At 68.4% G+C, this 14,462-nt stretch carries 19 protein-coding genes and 3 pseudogenes; 9 read left to right on the top strand and 13 right to left on the bottom strand.

Annotated elements, in window-relative coordinates:
* Window positions 1-5 precede the first annotated feature (5 nt).
* The 4 genes from rpsR to rpmB are packed head-to-tail and all read right to left on the bottom strand — an operon-like array spanning window position 6 to window position 975.
* The gene (gene rpsR / locus G6N16_RS06750) at window positions 6-266 is read right to left on the bottom strand and encodes a 30S ribosomal protein S18 (RefSeq protein WP_083031309.1); all 261 of its coding nucleotides are present in this window, start codon (window positions 264-266) and stop codon (window positions 6-8) included.
* A complete protein-coding gene (rpsN, locus tag G6N16_RS06745; protein ID WP_083031310.1) occupies window positions 266-571 on the bottom strand; it encodes a 30S ribosomal protein S14 in 306 nt (101 codons plus the stop codon). The genes rpsR and rpsN overlap by 1 nt, the downstream gene beginning before the upstream one ends.
* Window positions 572-739, bottom strand: a complete 168-nt coding sequence (gene rpmG / locus G6N16_RS06740; RefSeq protein WP_083031312.1) for a 50S ribosomal protein L33 — start codon at window positions 737-739, stop codon at window positions 572-574.
* The gene (gene rpmB, locus G6N16_RS06735; protein WP_083031313.1) at window positions 739-975 is read right to left on the bottom strand and encodes a 50S ribosomal protein L28; all 237 of its coding nucleotides are present in this window, start codon (window positions 973-975) and stop codon (window positions 739-741) included. The genes rpmG and rpmB overlap by 1 nt, the downstream gene beginning before the upstream one ends.
* Window positions 976-1,121: 146 nt before the next feature.
* Here rpmB and mrf point away from each other — a divergent pair, with 146 nt between their 5' ends.
* Together mrf and G6N16_RS21940 are read left to right on the top strand one after the other, a co-directional pair.
* On the top strand, window positions 1,122-2,300 hold the full coding sequence (gene mrf / locus G6N16_RS06730; protein ID WP_083031315.1) for a ribosome hibernation factor-recruiting GTPase MRF: 1,179 nt from the start codon (window positions 1,122-1,124) through the stop codon (window positions 2,298-2,300).
* Window positions 2,297-2,542 (top strand): annotated as a pseudogene (locus G6N16_RS21940) (WhiB family transcriptional regulator); the annotation flags it as partial. The gene mrf and the pseudogene G6N16_RS21940, both read left to right, overlap by 4 nt.
* Before the next feature lie 31 nt (window positions 2,543-2,573).
* Here the strand turns inward: G6N16_RS21940 and G6N16_RS06720 are convergent.
* Window positions 2,574-3,461 carry a LysR family transcriptional regulator gene (locus G6N16_RS06720; RefSeq protein ID WP_083031350.1) on the bottom strand — a complete coding sequence of 296 codons (888 nt, stop codon included), beginning with the start codon at window positions 3,459-3,461 and terminating at the stop codon, window positions 2,574-2,576.
* A 77-nt stretch (window positions 3,462-3,538) separates the two neighbouring features.
* Here G6N16_RS06720 and G6N16_RS06715 point away from each other — a divergent pair, with 77 nt between their 5' ends.
* The 4 genes and pseudogenes from G6N16_RS06715 to G6N16_RS06705 all read left to right on the top strand — a co-directional run bounded on the left by G6N16_RS06715 (window position 3,539) and on the right by G6N16_RS06705 (window position 5,545).
* Window positions 3,539-3,760: a hypothetical protein gene (locus G6N16_RS06715; protein WP_163787807.1), complete on the top strand. Its 222-nt coding sequence runs from the start codon at window positions 3,539-3,541 to the stop codon at window positions 3,758-3,760.
* A pseudogene (locus G6N16_RS21730) lies at window positions 3,697-3,831 on the top strand (alpha/beta hydrolase); the annotation flags it as partial. The gene G6N16_RS06715 and the pseudogene G6N16_RS21730, both read left to right, overlap by 64 nt.
* A 29-nt stretch (window positions 3,832-3,860) precedes the next feature.
* Window positions 3,861-4,609 (top strand): annotated as a pseudogene (locus G6N16_RS06710) (SDR family NAD(P)-dependent oxidoreductase).
* A gap of 33 nt (window positions 4,610-4,642) precedes the next feature.
* Window positions 4,643-5,545 carry an alpha/beta hydrolase gene (locus G6N16_RS06705; RefSeq protein WP_083031317.1) on the top strand — a complete coding sequence of 301 codons (903 nt, stop codon included), beginning with the start codon at window positions 4,643-4,645 and terminating at the stop codon, window positions 5,543-5,545.
* Window positions 5,546-5,547: 2 nt separating this feature from the next.
* Here G6N16_RS06705 and G6N16_RS06700 read toward each other — a convergent pair whose 3' ends face one another.
* A complete protein-coding gene (locus tag G6N16_RS06700) occupies window positions 5,548-6,429 on the bottom strand; it encodes a formylglycine-generating enzyme family protein (protein ID WP_083031318.1) in 882 nt (293 codons plus the stop codon).
* A gap of 130 nt (window positions 6,430-6,559) precedes the next feature.
* Here G6N16_RS06700 and G6N16_RS06695 point away from each other — a divergent pair, with 130 nt between their 5' ends.
* The 3 genes from G6N16_RS06695 (at window position 6,560) to G6N16_RS06685 (ending at window position 8,287) form a co-directional block, all read left to right on the top strand.
* A complete protein-coding gene (locus tag G6N16_RS06695; RefSeq protein WP_083031319.1) occupies window positions 6,560-7,426 on the top strand; it encodes a spore germination YkwD domain-containing protein in 867 nt (288 codons plus the stop codon).
* A gap of 84 nt (window positions 7,427-7,510) precedes the next feature.
* Window positions 7,511-7,843 (top strand): hypothetical protein, encoded by a 333-nt coding sequence (locus tag G6N16_RS06690; RefSeq protein ID WP_083031320.1) that lies wholly within the window; start codon window positions 7,511-7,513, stop codon window positions 7,841-7,843.
* A 117-nt stretch (window positions 7,844-7,960) separates the two neighbouring features.
* Window positions 7,961-8,287 (top strand): hypothetical protein, encoded by a 327-nt coding sequence (locus G6N16_RS06685; protein WP_083031321.1) that lies wholly within the window; start codon window positions 7,961-7,963, stop codon window positions 8,285-8,287.
* A 6-nt stretch (window positions 8,288-8,293) separates the two neighbouring features.
* On the opposite strand, the gene G6N16_RS06680 is transcribed toward G6N16_RS06685, so the two are convergent.
* From G6N16_RS06680 to rplP, 7 genes are all read right to left on the bottom strand, one after another.
* Window positions 8,294-10,642, bottom strand: a complete 2,349-nt coding sequence (locus G6N16_RS06680; protein ID WP_083031351.1) for an arylsulfatase — start codon at window positions 10,640-10,642, stop codon at window positions 8,294-8,296.
* 85 nt (window positions 10,643-10,727) lie between these two features.
* Entirely contained in the window at window positions 10,728-11,327 is a 600-nt protein-coding gene (locus tag G6N16_RS06675) for a hypothetical protein (protein ID WP_163787806.1), read from the bottom strand.
* On the bottom strand, window positions 11,296-11,691 hold the full coding sequence (locus G6N16_RS06670) for a hypothetical protein (protein WP_133052937.1): 396 nt from the start codon (window positions 11,689-11,691) through the stop codon (window positions 11,296-11,298). The genes G6N16_RS06675 and G6N16_RS06670 overlap by 32 nt, the downstream gene beginning before the upstream one ends.
* Window positions 11,692-12,080: 389 nt before the next feature.
* Window positions 12,081-13,478 (bottom strand): MDR family MFS transporter, encoded by a 1,398-nt coding sequence (locus G6N16_RS06665; RefSeq protein WP_163787805.1) that lies wholly within the window; start codon window positions 13,476-13,478, stop codon window positions 12,081-12,083.
* A gap of 38 nt (window positions 13,479-13,516) precedes the next feature.
* Complete coding sequence (rpsQ, locus tag G6N16_RS06660; RefSeq protein WP_083031324.1) at window positions 13,517-13,813, bottom strand: 30S ribosomal protein S17; 297 nt, start codon at window positions 13,811-13,813, stop codon at window positions 13,517-13,519.
* A complete protein-coding gene (rpmC, locus tag G6N16_RS06655; RefSeq protein ID WP_083031325.1) occupies window positions 13,813-14,046 on the bottom strand; it encodes a 50S ribosomal protein L29 in 234 nt (77 codons plus the stop codon). The genes rpsQ and rpmC overlap by 1 nt, the downstream gene beginning before the upstream one ends.
* On the bottom strand, window positions 14,046-14,462 hold the full coding sequence (gene rplP, locus G6N16_RS06650) for a 50S ribosomal protein L16 (protein WP_083031326.1): 417 nt from the start codon (window positions 14,460-14,462) through the stop codon (window positions 14,046-14,048). The genes rpmC and rplP overlap by 1 nt, the downstream gene beginning before the upstream one ends.

The following is a 14,462-nucleotide window of genomic DNA, read 5'->3' as shown; positions in this document are numbered from 1 at the left end:
AGCGGTCAGCCGCGCGGGGCCGCGGGGCCGTAGGGCAACAAGGCCATCTCCCGGGCGTTCTTGATCGCGGTCGCCACCTGGCGCTGCTGCTGCACCGATAGGCCGGTGACCGCGCGAGAGCGGATCTTGCCGCGGTCGGAGATGAACTGCCGCAGCGTCGCGGTGTCCTTGTAGTCGACCTGGGTAATGCCCAACTGTTTCAACAGGTTTCGCCTGGGCTTGCGCTTGTCCAGTTCGGGACGGTTATCACGGCGTTTTGCGGCCATCACCAGCTCGCTTTCCGGACGCCGGGCAGCTGCCCGTTGTGGGCGAGTTCGCGCACCCGGACCCGGGACAACCCGAATTTGCGCAGATGGCCGCGGGGACGGCCGTCGACCGCGTCGCGGTTGCGCAGCCGCACCGCGCTGGCGTCGCGCGGCTGGCGGGCCAGTTCCTGCTGGGCGGCCAGTCGCTGTTCGGCCGAGCTCGACGGCTTGCGGATGATCTCCTTGAGCTCGGCGCGGCGTTCGGCGTAGCGGGCGACGATCAGCGCGCGCTGTTCGTTCTTGACGATCTTGGATTTCTTGGCCATTCAGCGCTCCTCGCGGAAGTCGACGTGCCGGCGCACGATCGGGTCGTATTTGCGCAGCACCAGCCGGTCGGGGTCGTTGCGGCGGTTCTTGCGGGTGACGTAGGTGTAGCCGGTGCCGGCGGTGGAGCGCAGTTTCACCACGGGCCGGATGTCGGTGGCGCGAGCCATCAGATCCGCTGCCCGTCGCGGCGCAGCCGGGCCACCACGGCTTCGATGCCGTCCCGATCGATGACCTTGATGCCCTTGGCGCTGACCCGCAGTTTCACCCGCCGGCCCTCCGAAGGCAGGAAGTAAGTCTTGGTCTGGATGTTCGGGTCCCAGCGCCGACGGGTGCGGCGGTGTGAGTGAGACACCGTGTTACCGAAACCGGGCTTGCGCCCGGTGACCTGGCAGTGCGCGGACAAGCCGCCACCTCCTTCACGCTGCCGCCCCGCGGGCGGCTTATTGAAAATCATTTTCGACAAGCTCCACTCGGGACTGTACCCTCAAGCACGCGTTAATGAAAATCATTACCAATAGCTGTGACGCTAGCTGAGCGCCAAGGAGGCCGATGCGCACCCCCGTGATCCTCGTCGCCGGACAGGGTGACACCGAAGGGATCGTCGACGAATTGCTCCGCCGGTCGGGAACGCTGGCCGTGCGGCACCGCTACGACGGCCATGTCGTCCTGCGCAGCACCCACACCGTCGACCACGGCGTGCCCACTGTCACCGAGACCGCACTCGAACTCGCGCACGGCTGCACGTCGTGCACCATCCGCAACGACCTGCTGATCCTGTTGCGCCGGCTGCACCAGCGCGACGACGTCACCCGCATCGTCGTGCACCTGGCGCCCTGGCTGGAGCCCGAGCCGATCTGCTGGGCCGTCCGCCACGTCCGGGTCAGCGCACCCGGCTTCGTCGACGGGCCGGCGGCACGCGATGTCGCCATCACCGCCGTCATCACCTGCGTCGAGGAATTCACCTGGTTACAGCAGGCGCTCGGCGACGACGACCTGGCCGACGGCCGCACCGTCGCCCAGGTGGTGGTCGGCCAGGCCGAGTTCGCCGACGTACTGCTGTGCCGCACGGCCGATCCCGAGCTTCCCGCGGTGCTGCGCCGCCTCTCCCCCAGGGCCGAGATCATCGACGACGCACGGGCCGTCGAGGTAGCGGTGGCCAGTCTCCCGTCGGGCGCCCGCCGGGGTCGCAGCAGCTGTCCGCACGATCCGCTGCTCGACGGTCAGCCTCCACTGGAACCCGCCGGCCGGGTGTCGCTGGTCGAGTTCTACGCCCGGCGCCCGTTCCACCCCGGCCGGCTCGACGCCGCGCTCGGCCTACTGCTGGAGGGGGTGGTGCGCACCCGCGGCCGGATGTGGCTGGCCAACAACATCATCGAGGCGATGTGGCTGGAGACCGCAGGTGGCGGCTGGCGGGCGACCTCGGCCGGCAAATGGCTCGCCGCCATGGACACCTCCGAACTCGCCTACGTCGCCCCGGAGCGTCGCGCGCTGGCCGACGTCGGATGGGACCGGGTCCACGGCGACCGGCACACAGCGCTGACCGCGCTGGTCTGCGGCGCGGATCCCGACGAGATCTTCGCCGCGCTGAGCTGCGCACTGCTGACCGACGCGGAGATGGACAACCCCGGGGAGTGGTCCGACTACGGCGATCCCTTCGAGGGCTGGAGCGAAACCGACTGCACCACCGATGATCTGGTGTCCAGCGGCGAAGACGGAGACCACCGGTGAGCGTGCGCCTGCCACTGCCCCCGCTGGCCGAGCACTGGGCGTGGCAACTGCGCGCGGAGTGCCGCGGCGTGCCCGCCGAGGTGTTCTTCACCGCAGAATCCGACAAGGGCCATCGCCGCGACGCCCACGAGGAAAACGCTAAGAAGATCTGCCGGGGTTGCCCGGTATTGCAGCACTGCCGCGACTACGCCGTCGCTGCCGACGAGCCCTACGGAATCTGGGGCGCCACCACACCGCAGGAGCGCCGGGCGCTTCGCCGGCAGTCGGATCTCGCTACGGAACCCGGAGACTCCACAGGCCGTCCGCCAACTCCCTTGCCGCCGGTGTCATCCGTTCCGGTGGCGGCGACGCCAGATAGACCCGCCAGAGCACCGGCTCGGCCAGCCGTACCGCACACAGCGCCGGAAACCGACCGGCCTCGGAGATCGGCATGAACGCGGTGCCCAGCCCGTTGTCCACCAGCTCGGCGATGGCGCCGTAGCCGGCCGGCACCTCGTAGGGCGTATTCGCCTGCATTCCGGCGGCGTGGAACGCATCGTCGATCAGCCCGCGCAGCCCAAACCCGCGCGGGAATCCGACGAGCTCCTCTGCCGCCAGCTCCCTCAGGCTCACCCGATCTTGCATCGCACGCGGATGATCCGGACGGCAGACGAAGACCATGGGATCCGCAAAGAGCTTCCGCAGGTGCAGCTGCGGCGGGAACCGGTTCGGCTCGGAGACCAGGGCGAGATCCAATGATCCCTCCATCAGCGCGGCCAGATATGCCGACGCCCCGGCCTGGCTGAGCCGTAGCCGCAGGCGGACGAACGGGTGCTCCCGGTGGAACTCCCCCAGCGCCTTCGGCACATCCAGCGGGCCGAAGGCGATCAGCGAGCCGAATTCGATTGTTCCGGAAAGCATTCCGCGGAACGCGATGACCGACTCCGACGCCTCCCGAGCGGTGTGGAGCAGCCGCAGCGCGTGCGGCCGGAAGCTCTCTCCCGCGGCGGTGAGGGTGATCCGTTGCCTGCTCCGGTCAAACAACGCGGCGCCGAGTTCGCGCTCGAGCTTGGCGATCGACGACGACAGCGCCGACTGCACCACCCGGATCCGCTCGGCGGCCCGGGTGAAGCTCAGCTCATCGGCGACCGCGACGAAATGCTCGACCTGGCGCAGCTCCACAATCATCGATTTTAACGATGAAACCTATTCAAAGTAATCGTTGGACACGATGGTTTTGGGCGGGTGTCATGGGCTCCATGCACACCACCACTCCCGCGACCCAGAGCCGGCTCAGCCGCCGGGGATTCGGCAGGCTCGCCGCGCTGGCCGCGGGCGCCGTCGCGGCAACCCCGGTCGCGACCGCGTGCCACAGCTCCCCGGGACTCCCGAAACTCCCCGCCAACCCGGCGCACACGATGGCGCCGGGTACCGCTCCCTCTACACCGGGCCCCACCGCCACCGCGTCCTCGACGGTATAGGGCACAACGTGCCACAGGAGGCCCCGGCACAGTTCGCCTCGGCCGTCGTCGACGTCGCCACCCTGTCCTGACCCGGATCACGAAAGACATTGGAGTACAGATGAACAACAATCGCACCGCCCTGGTGACCGGATCCACCGGAGGACTCGGCGCCGCCATCGCCAAAGCGCTCGCCGCGGACAATGTGTCGGTGATCGTCAGCGGCCGAAGCGCCGAACGCGGCAACGCCGTCGTTGACGAGATCAGGGCATCCGGTGGCACCGCGGCGTTCGTCGCGGTCGACCTGTCCGCGGGCGAGCCGGAGATCCGGCGGTTCGCCGAACTGTCCGCCGAGGCAGCCGGCGGCCGGCTCGATATCCTGGTGAACAACGCCGCACTCCTGCTCATGCCCACCCCGACCGCCGAGGTGTCCGCGGAACTGCTCCGGGATGCGTTCGGTGTCAACGTGTTTGCCCCGTTCCTACTCACCGGGGCGATCGCACCGGCGATGGCCGAGGCCGGCGGCGGTGCGATCGTCAACATCGGGTCGATCACCGGGTTGCGCGGCGCCGCCGGATCGGCGCTCTATACTGCGCCAACAAGGCCGCCCTGCACTCCCTCACGACCTCCTGGGCCGACGAGTTCGGCCCGCACGGCGTGCGGGTCAACACCGTCGCCCCGGGGCCGATCGCCACCGAGCGTCAGCAGGAGTACGCCGACTACCTCGCCCCGGTACTGCACCGGCTGCCCTCGCGCCGGATGAGCACCCCCGGCGAAGTGGCCGACGCGGTGGTCTTCCTCGCCGGGCCGCGGGCCGCCAATATCCACGGCGCCGTCCTCAGTGTCGACGGCGGCTGGGCCGCCATCTGAAGCCACGCTCGATGAAGGAGAGCAACGTCGATCATGACGAACCAACGCGTCGCCGACGCCCTTTCCCGGCTGCTCGCGGCCACCGCCAGAACGGCGCCGAAGCCCGCGGTCAGGTTCCCTGATATCACCGGGCGCATTGAGCACCTGGTGATCCCGACGCGATTCGGCCCGATCCCGGCGACGGTCTACCTGCCCGCCGCGGGCGTCGACCGCCCAGCCGTCTACGTCAACGTCCACGGCGGCGGATTCGTCGTCGGGCACCCGGAACAGGATGACCCGTGGTGCCGGTATCTGGCGGCCCGCGCGGGCGTGGCGGTCCTCAATCCTGATTATGTCCTGGCACCGCAGCATCGCTTTCCCGATGCGCCACAACAGATCTACGACGTGGTGTGCTGGGCGGCGAGCTGCGACCGGGCGTGGGACGGGTCGCGGCTGTGCGTCGGCGGGCAGAGCGCGGGCGGCAATCTGAGCGCTGCGGCCGCCCGGCTCGCCCTCGAACTGGGCGGGCCCCGCATCGCGCTGCAGGTGCTGCACTACGCACCGCTGGACCTGGTGACGCCGACCCGAGACAAGCCGTCGACCATAGGATCCCGGGCGGTCCTCAAACCGTGGATGGGCGATCTCTTCGACACGGCCTACATTCCCGATGCCGCGCAACGTCGCGACCGTTTAGCGTCGCCGGCGTGGGGCGACAACGCAGATGAGATCGCCGGCATTGCACCTGCACTCGTGGTCACCGCCGAACACGACCGACTGCGCGACGAGGCCCGTTGCTACGCCTTGAAGCTCGGCGCCGCCGGCGTGCTGGCGGCCTACCACGAGGTGGAGGACGTCGACCACGGGTACAACATCATGAGCTCGGCGACCGCCGTCACCGAGGATTCCTACGCGCGCATCGCCGGGCACGTGGCCCGGGAGGTGTCCGACCGGACATGATGTCAGCGCACACACCGGAACCCGATGTGGGTGGTGGCGCTGTCCTGCGACTGGGGGGACCGGGCGGCGGGCCGGTAGCGGTGACAGTACTCCGGCGCGCACAGATGCGATCCGCCCTTGAGCACCTGGCTGACGGTGGGGTCCGGGTCGACGGGCCCGCGGCTCGGCGTGCAGCACCCCTTGGCCTCCCTCAGCCGGTGCCGGCCGGCGAAGATCGTCGTCGTCCACTCCCACACGTTGCCGATCATGTCGACGAGCCCGAAGTCGTTGGGCGGGAACGCCCCCACCGGCGAGGTGCCGGCCCAACCGAGCGCGCCGTCGTTGCGGTGCGGGAAGGCGCCCTGCCAGGTGTTGGCCATCAACCGCCCACCCGGCGCGGCGTCGGGACCCCACGAATACGTCGACGACGACCCGGCCCGGGCCGCGTACTCCCACTCGGCTTCCGTCGGCAGCCGCCGACCCGCCCATGCTGCGTAGGCGACCGCGTCGACATAGGACACCTGCACGACGGGATGGTCGCCCCGGTCGGCCACCGAACTGTCCGGCCCGAACGGGTGTTTCCAGCTGGCGCCGGGCGCCCAGTCCCACCACTGGCGCCAGTCGGCGAGGTTGACCGGGCCGGAGGTCGGGCTGAACACCAGCGCGCCGGGCGCCAGGTCCTCGGCGGCGACCCCGGGATAGGCCGCCGAGTCCATCGGGCGTTCGGCGACGGTGAGGTAGCCGGTGGCGGCGACGAATTCGGCGAACTGCGCGTTGGTCACCGGGTGCCGCTCGACCGATACCGGTCCGACGGTGACGGTGTGCACCGGGGTCTCCTCCGGGTAGAACCCGTCGGCGCCCATGGCGAATGTGCCGCCGGGCAACGCGACGAGTTCGGTCAGCACCGACCCAGCGTAGGCGGGACCGGCTGCCGAGAGGTCCGCGAGGCCGGGTTCCGCACAGCGGAACGACGACTTTCCTCCGGCGGCCGGTGGTGGTTCATTCACCCCAAACCCGCCGATGTGAGGAGATGTCATGACCCGCCGCGTCAGTTCCGCGATCCCCCAGACCCTGGCCGGACTCGGGGTGATCGCCGTCGGCCTCACCTGCGCACCCAACGCCCTGGCCGGAACCCCCATGGAGCGGATGATCGCCCGGGTCACCGCCGTCCGTTCCAACGCGGGATGCGCCCCGCTGCACTGGGACCCGGTGGCCGACCAAGTTGCGAGCAAAGTGAACAGCCCGGACGCCGCCGGGACCACGTACTTCAACGACCCCGCCAAGGGCTTCGCCGAGCTCGGAGTCACGGTGGATGCGGCCATCGCACGCGCCGCGGTCGACGACCGCGAGGACCCGACGACCGATCAGCTCATCGACCACGCCAGCGCCGTCATCCGGGATTGCACCTACACGACCGTCGGCATCTCCTTCTGGCGCGATGACAACCAGGACATGGACTACGAGACCGTTGTGCTCAGCACGGACTTCAAGCAGGCCGCTGCACAGCCCAACGTCGTAGCCAAGCTGCCGAACATCGAGACGAACCTGCCTCAGGGGCAGTTGGTACCCGTCGACAAGCCCGCCGACCCACCGGTGGACCAATCGGTCACCTACACGCTGAAGGCGACCGGACTTCCGGTCTCCAGCATCAATATCAGCTACCTCGGTGACAACGATCAGCTGATCACCGACAACAACATCGCGGTGATCGCGGGCTGGACCTGGACCAAGACCGTCAAACCCAAGGGCGCACCGGTGCTCAAGGTGTCGGCGAACAGCCCCGGACTGGTCGGCTTGACCCTGGAGTGCTCGGCAAACTCCAACATCGCCGCGAACACCAAGACCGGCACGGTCCACTTCTCCGGCGGCCTCACCCCGGTGGGCGACCAATCCTGCGGATAGCCGGCGCGAGTGGCCGAATGCCGGAATTTCCCTGCCCCGGGTGGGTGCCACGGTTTACGGTCGAGGCACTAACCTGGAGGGATCATGGGGACCACCGTCACAAAGATCGTCACCGCTGTGGCCGCCGCGGCGGCCGTACCGGGCCTGCTCGCCGGTGCCGGCACGGCACACGCCGCCGGCCTGAACGTCACGCCGGTGCCGCAGATCACCGGCGACGGCATCTGGATCGGCTGGACGGCCGGCAGCGGTGCGACGTGGTGCACGGCCAGTTCGGACTGGTTCAGTTCGCGGGCCTATCAGAACGCCACCGGGACCGGCGGGGTGTTCGTCACCTCAATCCCGCTGAACCGGGTGTCACTGATCGACGTCAAATGCGACAACGGCGACACCGGCCACGTGCCCGGCTTCTGGTACTGACTCCACGCGAACGCCGTTCCGGCCAGCGGGACAACGCGTTGTCCGGCTCCCCCCTGATTTGCTGAACTGTGCCCACAGCGGTCGCCAACCGGTAGCCGCGGGCACCGGGAGGCGACCATGGCAGTTCACTTGAAGAAGGCGCTCGCGACGCTGGCGGCGGCGGGGGCGATGCCCGCCGCGCTCGCCGGCGCCGGCATCGCGCACGCCAACACCTTGACGCTGTATCCGGTGCAGCACGTCGGCGGGATCTGGGTCGGCTGGGACGGCGGCAGCGGCGGCACCTGGTGCACCTACACCTCGGACTGGTACACCAACCGGGTCTACCAGAACGCCGCGGGTCAGGGCGGCCTGTTCATCCCGGGTGTGCCGCTGAATCGGCCCTGGGACATCAACGTCAACTGCGACAACGGTGACACCGGCTTCTGGGGCGGCTACTACTACTGATCCCGCTCAGTCCCGGGCGAACGCGGCGGCAAGTTCGGCCTCGGCGTCCAGGTAGGCCGTCCCGGACACATCGACGACGACCTTGGCGATGGTCCCGCCGGCGAACGGGAAGGGCGCGGCGAACGCCTTCGACACCGCCTGCCCGGAGTTGCGGCCCACCGATGCCGAGACCCCACCCAGGCCGAAGGTGCCCGGGTGGGTGCGCACATCGGCGCGGGTGCCCACGACGGCATCGTCGACATAGAGCGACAGCACCCCCACCGGGGTGTGGCTGCCCTCGACGGTGCCGGTGCGCTCGTAGCGGACCCCGAGCACGTGCCGCCCCGCTGGCACCGTGGTGTCCGCGGTCACCGCCTGCTCGTCGGTGCCCATGAAGTTGTAGACGAAGGACAACCGGCCGTCGGTGACGTACAGGGCGTATCCCCCGTGTCCACAACCGTGTTTGAAGATCACGCCGTCGGGATCGGTCTGCACCTCGACGTCGGCGAGCACCGAGAAAGACTGCCCGCGCAGCTGCGGGTCCGCCCCCAGCCCGACGTCGGCGGTACCCGGGTAGAAGGTGAAGCTGGTGCGGTCGGTGCCCGCGCCGGGCCGCGGCCTGGTGAAGATCTCGGCGATGCTGAGGTCCGCCAGCGGCAGGCCGTTGTACTTCTCCGCTTCCGCGAACCACAGCGCCTGCAGTTCGGCGAGCTTCTCCGGCTCCGCGCCGGCCAGGTCGTGACACTGGCTGCGGTCGGTGTCGATGTGGAACAGCTCCCAACGGTCGTCGTCGAAATGTCCCCAGCCGCTGGGGGTGGCGGCGTGCACGGTGCTGGCGAACCAGCCGCGGTGCCAGATTCCTCGGGTGCCGAGCATGGTATAGAACTGGGTGTCCTTGCCGGTGGGCAGATTCGGATCACGCAGTGCAGCAGCGAAACTCACCCCGTCCAGTGGTTTCTGCGGGATACCCCGAACGGTGGCCGGCGGTACGATGCCGAGCAGGTCGTAGATCGTCGGGGTCACGTCGGCGACGTTGATGTAGTGGTCCCGGAGCTGGCCGGCCGCACCGATGCCCGCCGGCCAGGAGATGATGGCGGTGTCGGCGATGCCGCCCTCGTGCGAGGCGTAGCGTTTGAACAGCTTGTAGGGCGTGTTGAACGCCATCGCCCAGCCGATCGGATAGTGCCCGTAGGTCGACGGGCCGCCGAGTTCGTCGTAGTAGCGCAGGCTTTCGGCGACCGTGTCGATGTAGCCGTTGAAGAACTTCACCTCGTTGACCGAGCCGTTGGGCCCGCCCTCGCCGCTGGCCCCGTTGTCGGAGATGACGACGATGATGGTGTTGTCGAGCTGGCCGGATTCCTCCAGGTAGTCCAGGATCCGGCCGATCTGGTCGTCGGTGTAGGACAGGAACCCGGCGAACACCTCGGCCATCCGGGCGAACAGCCGCTGCTCGTCGGGCGAGAGTGAATCCCAGGGCCGCACGGTGTCCAGCGGCGGCCAGGGCTGTCCCTGCGGGCCGGTGACGTCGGCGTAGGGGTTCATCGGGGACAGTTCGGTCTCCGGCGGCACGATGCCGAGGCGTTTCTGGTTGGCCAGCACGATGTCCCGGTAGGCCTCGTAGCCCATGTCGAACCGCCCGGCGTAGCGGTCGGCCCACTCGCGGAACACGTGGTGCGGCGCGTGCCCGGCGCCCGGGCACAGGTAGGAGAACCACGGCTTGTCCGGCGCGATGACCTTGGCATCGCGGATGAATTCGATTGTCCGCTCAGCCAGGTCCTTGGACAGGTGATAGCCCTGTTCCGGGGTGGCCGGTGGGTCGACGGGATGGTTGTCGTAGACGAGTTCCGGGTACCACTGGTCGGTTTCGCCACCCATGAAGCCGTAGAACCGGTCGAATCCGCGCGAGCAGGGCCAGTGTCGGCGGGTGGCGGCCAGGTTGGATTCGTCCAGCGGGGTCAGGTGCCATTTCCCGACGGCGTAGGTGCTCCAGCCGCGTTCGGCGAGCACCTCCGAGAGCAGGGCCGTCTCGGCCGGGATGCGGCCGTTGCTGTTGGGGAAGCCCTCGGTGAACTCCTCGATGGTGGCCATCCCGACGGTGGTGGGGTTGCGTCCGGTCAGCAGCGCCGCGCGGGTCGGTGAGCACAGGGCGGTGGTGTGGAACTGGGTCAGCCGCACCCCGGCGTCGGCGATGCGGGTCATGTTCGGCATCTCGACCAGCCCGCCGAAGCAGTCCCAGGTGGCGATGCCGGTGTCGTCCCACACCAGGTAGAGGACGTTCGGCGCGCCCTCGGGCGCGGTCGGCGCCGCATACGCCGGCCAGTCCGGTTCGGAGTCGCGGATGTCGAGTGCGATCTTGCCGGCGAATTCAGCGGCCACGGCGGTGCGCCTCTCCTCGATGGGGATCACGCCGCGGGCGGGCGATCTGCGCAGGCTACCCCGCGCGACGTCGGGTCACCAGGGGTCAGGGCAGCCTGACGCCGAAATCGGCCAACAGCGCGCTGCGGGTGGCGCCGAAATCGCCTGCGCCCGAAGGCCCCTGGAGAGCGACAACGAGCAGGAAGTCGCCGGATCCGGTTCCGACGTGCACGATCCGGTCGGCGAAGTCGTCACCGTCGAGCAGGCCGCCGATCCGCTGCCCGCTGTATCCGCACATCGGGCCGGGCAGCACGCTGACCACCTGGTCCTGCGAAACGCCGATTCGTTCGGAGATGTACCGGCTGAAAGCGGTCCTCGGGCCGGGATCGGCCGAGCGGACCTCGACGGCCGCGGTCAGTTCGCCGGGCCCGGACATGGTGAGCCGGGCGGTGCCCGCCCGCGACGCCGCGGTGAATCCGTCCGGGACGCGCACGTGGACATCGGCCGCTGCATCGGACAGCGGGCAGCCGGTCTGCGGTGACGCGGTATCGGTGGGTTCGATGCCGTAGTCGGGCGTCTGGAACGACGGCGTCGTGTTGGACGTCGTAGCGGACGTGGTCACCCGTTGGGCGATCGAGGATTCCGGCGTCAGGTCCGGCGCGCTGCGGGTCGGATCACCACCGCAACCGGCCGTCGCGATCGCCACCATGCCCAGCATTGCCGATGATGGCGCGTATCCACCCCGTTCCACCCGGATCGGTTGCCAGATAGCTTGTTGCCCATGAAGGCAGCCCCTCGATGTTTCCTGGCTCCATCTTGAAATCACCCCCATGCCCGTTGCTCACCACAGCGAGGGCACTGCACTTGTCAACGAGCCCAACCCAATCCGGTGCTTCTTCACTGGGGATTCCGATATCGACGCTGTAAATCTCTGCACCTCCTCGTTCTCCCCTCCCGGACATACTCGCCCCAACCCGGGAGGTCGGTTTGTACAGTGGCCCTTTGAACAGCAGGCGGCAATCATCGGCGCTCAGCGTTTCGCTGCCAGCGCCGCCTTTGGCTTCCTTCACCTCCGCTGCTGTCCACTCTCCGCGTGGCAGATCGGGAAATGAATTCCGTCCGACAACCATGGAGGGAGTAAGTGCGGTGATATCTGACTTCGCCGTCGTAGCCGGCGCCCCAGAGCCATCGGAATCGCTGGTATGCGTTGAGCAACCGGCTGTCAGACCGGCGAAGCCAGCTACCGCGACTGCTGCAACTACTGCGTTAAGTCGTTTCACGACAATCAATCTCCTCGGAATGGTGCTCGGCAGTGCCGGCCATCGGATTTGCATCACGTTGAATACGGACAGTACCCATCGAATGTCCAGAACGGCTGAATCGAAACAGGATTCACCTGTTCGGACGACAGTGACCGGATTTGAGAGTGCGGTGGCGGAACCAGTCGCCGAGGCAGAGGCTACTCACCGCTGGGGGCTCGCGCGGTGAACAATGCCAGCACGACGGTCAGCACACCGATCACCGCGGCGACGACGAACGCGGCGTGCACGCCGGGCAGGTCCGGCGTGCCGCCGGCGTGCGATGCGGTGGCCATCACGGTGACAAACAGCGCGGTGCCCGCCGCGCCGCCGAGCTGCTGCAGCGTGGACATGATGGCGCTGCCGTGTGAGTACAGCCGGTCCGGCAGCGCGCCCAGCGCATCGGTCATCAACGGGGTGAACATCATCGACAGGCCGACCATCATGACCGCCTGCAGCACCACCAACTGCCAGATCTGCGAGCGCTCCGACAACAGGGTGAATCCACCGAGTGCAACGGCGAGCAGCACCGATCCCGGGATGACGAGGACCCGGGCACCGCGGCGGTCATAGACCCGGCCGACCAGCGGCCCGGCCAGCCCCATCAGCAGCCCGCCGGGCAGGCTGGTCAACCCGGCGACCAGCACGCTGCGGCCCAGGACGTCCTGGACGTAGAGCGGCACCATGATGATCGCACCGAACAGCCCGACGAAGCCGAGGATCACCAGGCCCAGCGACAGCGAGAACCGCCGGTTGCCCAACGGCCGCAGATCCAGGAACGCCCGATCGCGGCGCTGCAGGTGCTGCTGCCGCACGACGAAGACCACCATCGCGACCGCGCCGGCGACCGTCGGCACCCAGGCCGGCATCCGCTGCGGACCCGGTGCCCCCGCCAATGTCAGTCCGAGCACCAGTCCGGCGAACGCGATCGCCGACAGCGGCACCGAGACCAGGTCGATCGGCACGGGGTCGGACCGGTCGTCGTCGACGTGCAGCCACAGCGCCCCGGCGACGGTGGCTGCCACCGCGATCGGCAGCACGATGGCGAACATCCACTGCCAGCTCAGCGCGTTGAGGATCAGTCCGGACAGCGTCGGCCCGATCGCGGGTGCCACCGCGATGACGATCGAGATGGTGCCCATCGTCTGGCCGCGTCGGTCCGCCGGGATCAGCCGCATGACCGTCGTCATCAGCAGCGGCATCATCAGGGCGGTGCCGCAGGCCTGCACCACACGGCCGGCCAACAGCACTCCGAAGCCGCTCGCCAGCGCGGCGGTCAAGGTGCCGGTGCAGAACAGGCCCATCGACGCCAGGTACACCGAGCGGGTCGGGTAACGCGACAGCAGCGCCCCGGACATCGGGATGACAACCGCCATGGTCAGCAGGAAGCCGCTGGTCAGCCATTGCGCGGTGCCGGCGGTGATGTTCAGGTCGGCGATCAGGACCGGCAGCGCGACGCTCATCACGGTCTCGTTGAGGATCATCACAAACGCCGACGCGACGAGCAGCGCGATGATCAGCGACGGGGACGCCGACGCGCGGGGAGCCCGGCACCTCACGGTGCCGGGCTCCCCGTCGTCAACTCGCGTGTGCGCGCCTACTTGGCCCGCTCCAGAACCTCGACCAGGCGCCAGCGCTTGGTCGCCGACAGCGGCCGGGTCTCCATCAGCGAGACGCGGTCGCCGATGCCGGCGTCACCGTTCTCGTCGTGCGCCTTGACCTTCTTGGTGGTCCGGATGATCTTGCCGTAGAGCGGGTGGGACTTGCGATCCTCCAGCTCGACGACGATCGTCTTCTGCATCTTGTCGCTGACCACGTAGCCGATGACCGTCTTGCGACGGCCGCGCGGCTTCTCGGTGGCCGGGGTGTGCTTGGGTCCCTTGGTGTCTGCCATTACGATTCCTCACCTGCGGGCCCGGCGGACAGGCCCAGTTCACGTTCGTTGAGCACGGTGTAGATCCGCGCGATCTCCCGGCGGACACGGCCCAGTGCGTGGTTCTTCTCCAACTGGCCGGTGGCCATCTGGAAGCGCAGGTTGAACAGCTCTTCCTTGGATTTGCGCAGACGGTCGGTCAGCTCTTCGTCGGTGAGCTCGCGCAGTTCGCCGGCGGAAACGCCCACTGCCATCAGAACTGCTCCTCTCGGGTAACGATGCGTGCCTTGATCGGCAGCTTGTGGATCGCGCGGGTCAGGGCCGCACGCGCCACCTCTTCACTGGGGTAGCTCAGCTCGAACAGCACGCGTCCGGGCTTGACGTTGGCCACCCACCACTCCGGCGAACCCTTACCGGAACCCATGCGGGTTTCGGCCGGCTTCTTGGTCAGCGGGCGGTCCGGGAAGATGTTGATCCACACCTTGCCGCCACGCTTGATGTGCCGGTTGATGGCGATACGAGCGGACTCGATCTGCCGGTTGGTGATGTAGGCGTGTTCCAGTGCCTGGATGCCGTAGTCACCAAAGGTGACCGAGGTCCCGCCGCTGGCGATACCCCGCTGCTTGGGGTGGTGCTGCTTGCGGTGCTTGACCTTACGGGGAATCAACAT

Source organism: Mycolicibacterium insubricum, from assembly GCF_010731615.1.
Lineage (GTDB): Bacteria > Actinomycetota > Actinomycetes > Mycobacteriales > Mycobacteriaceae > Mycobacterium > Mycobacterium insubricum.
This window is presented reverse-complemented; position numbering and strand designations above follow the sequence as displayed.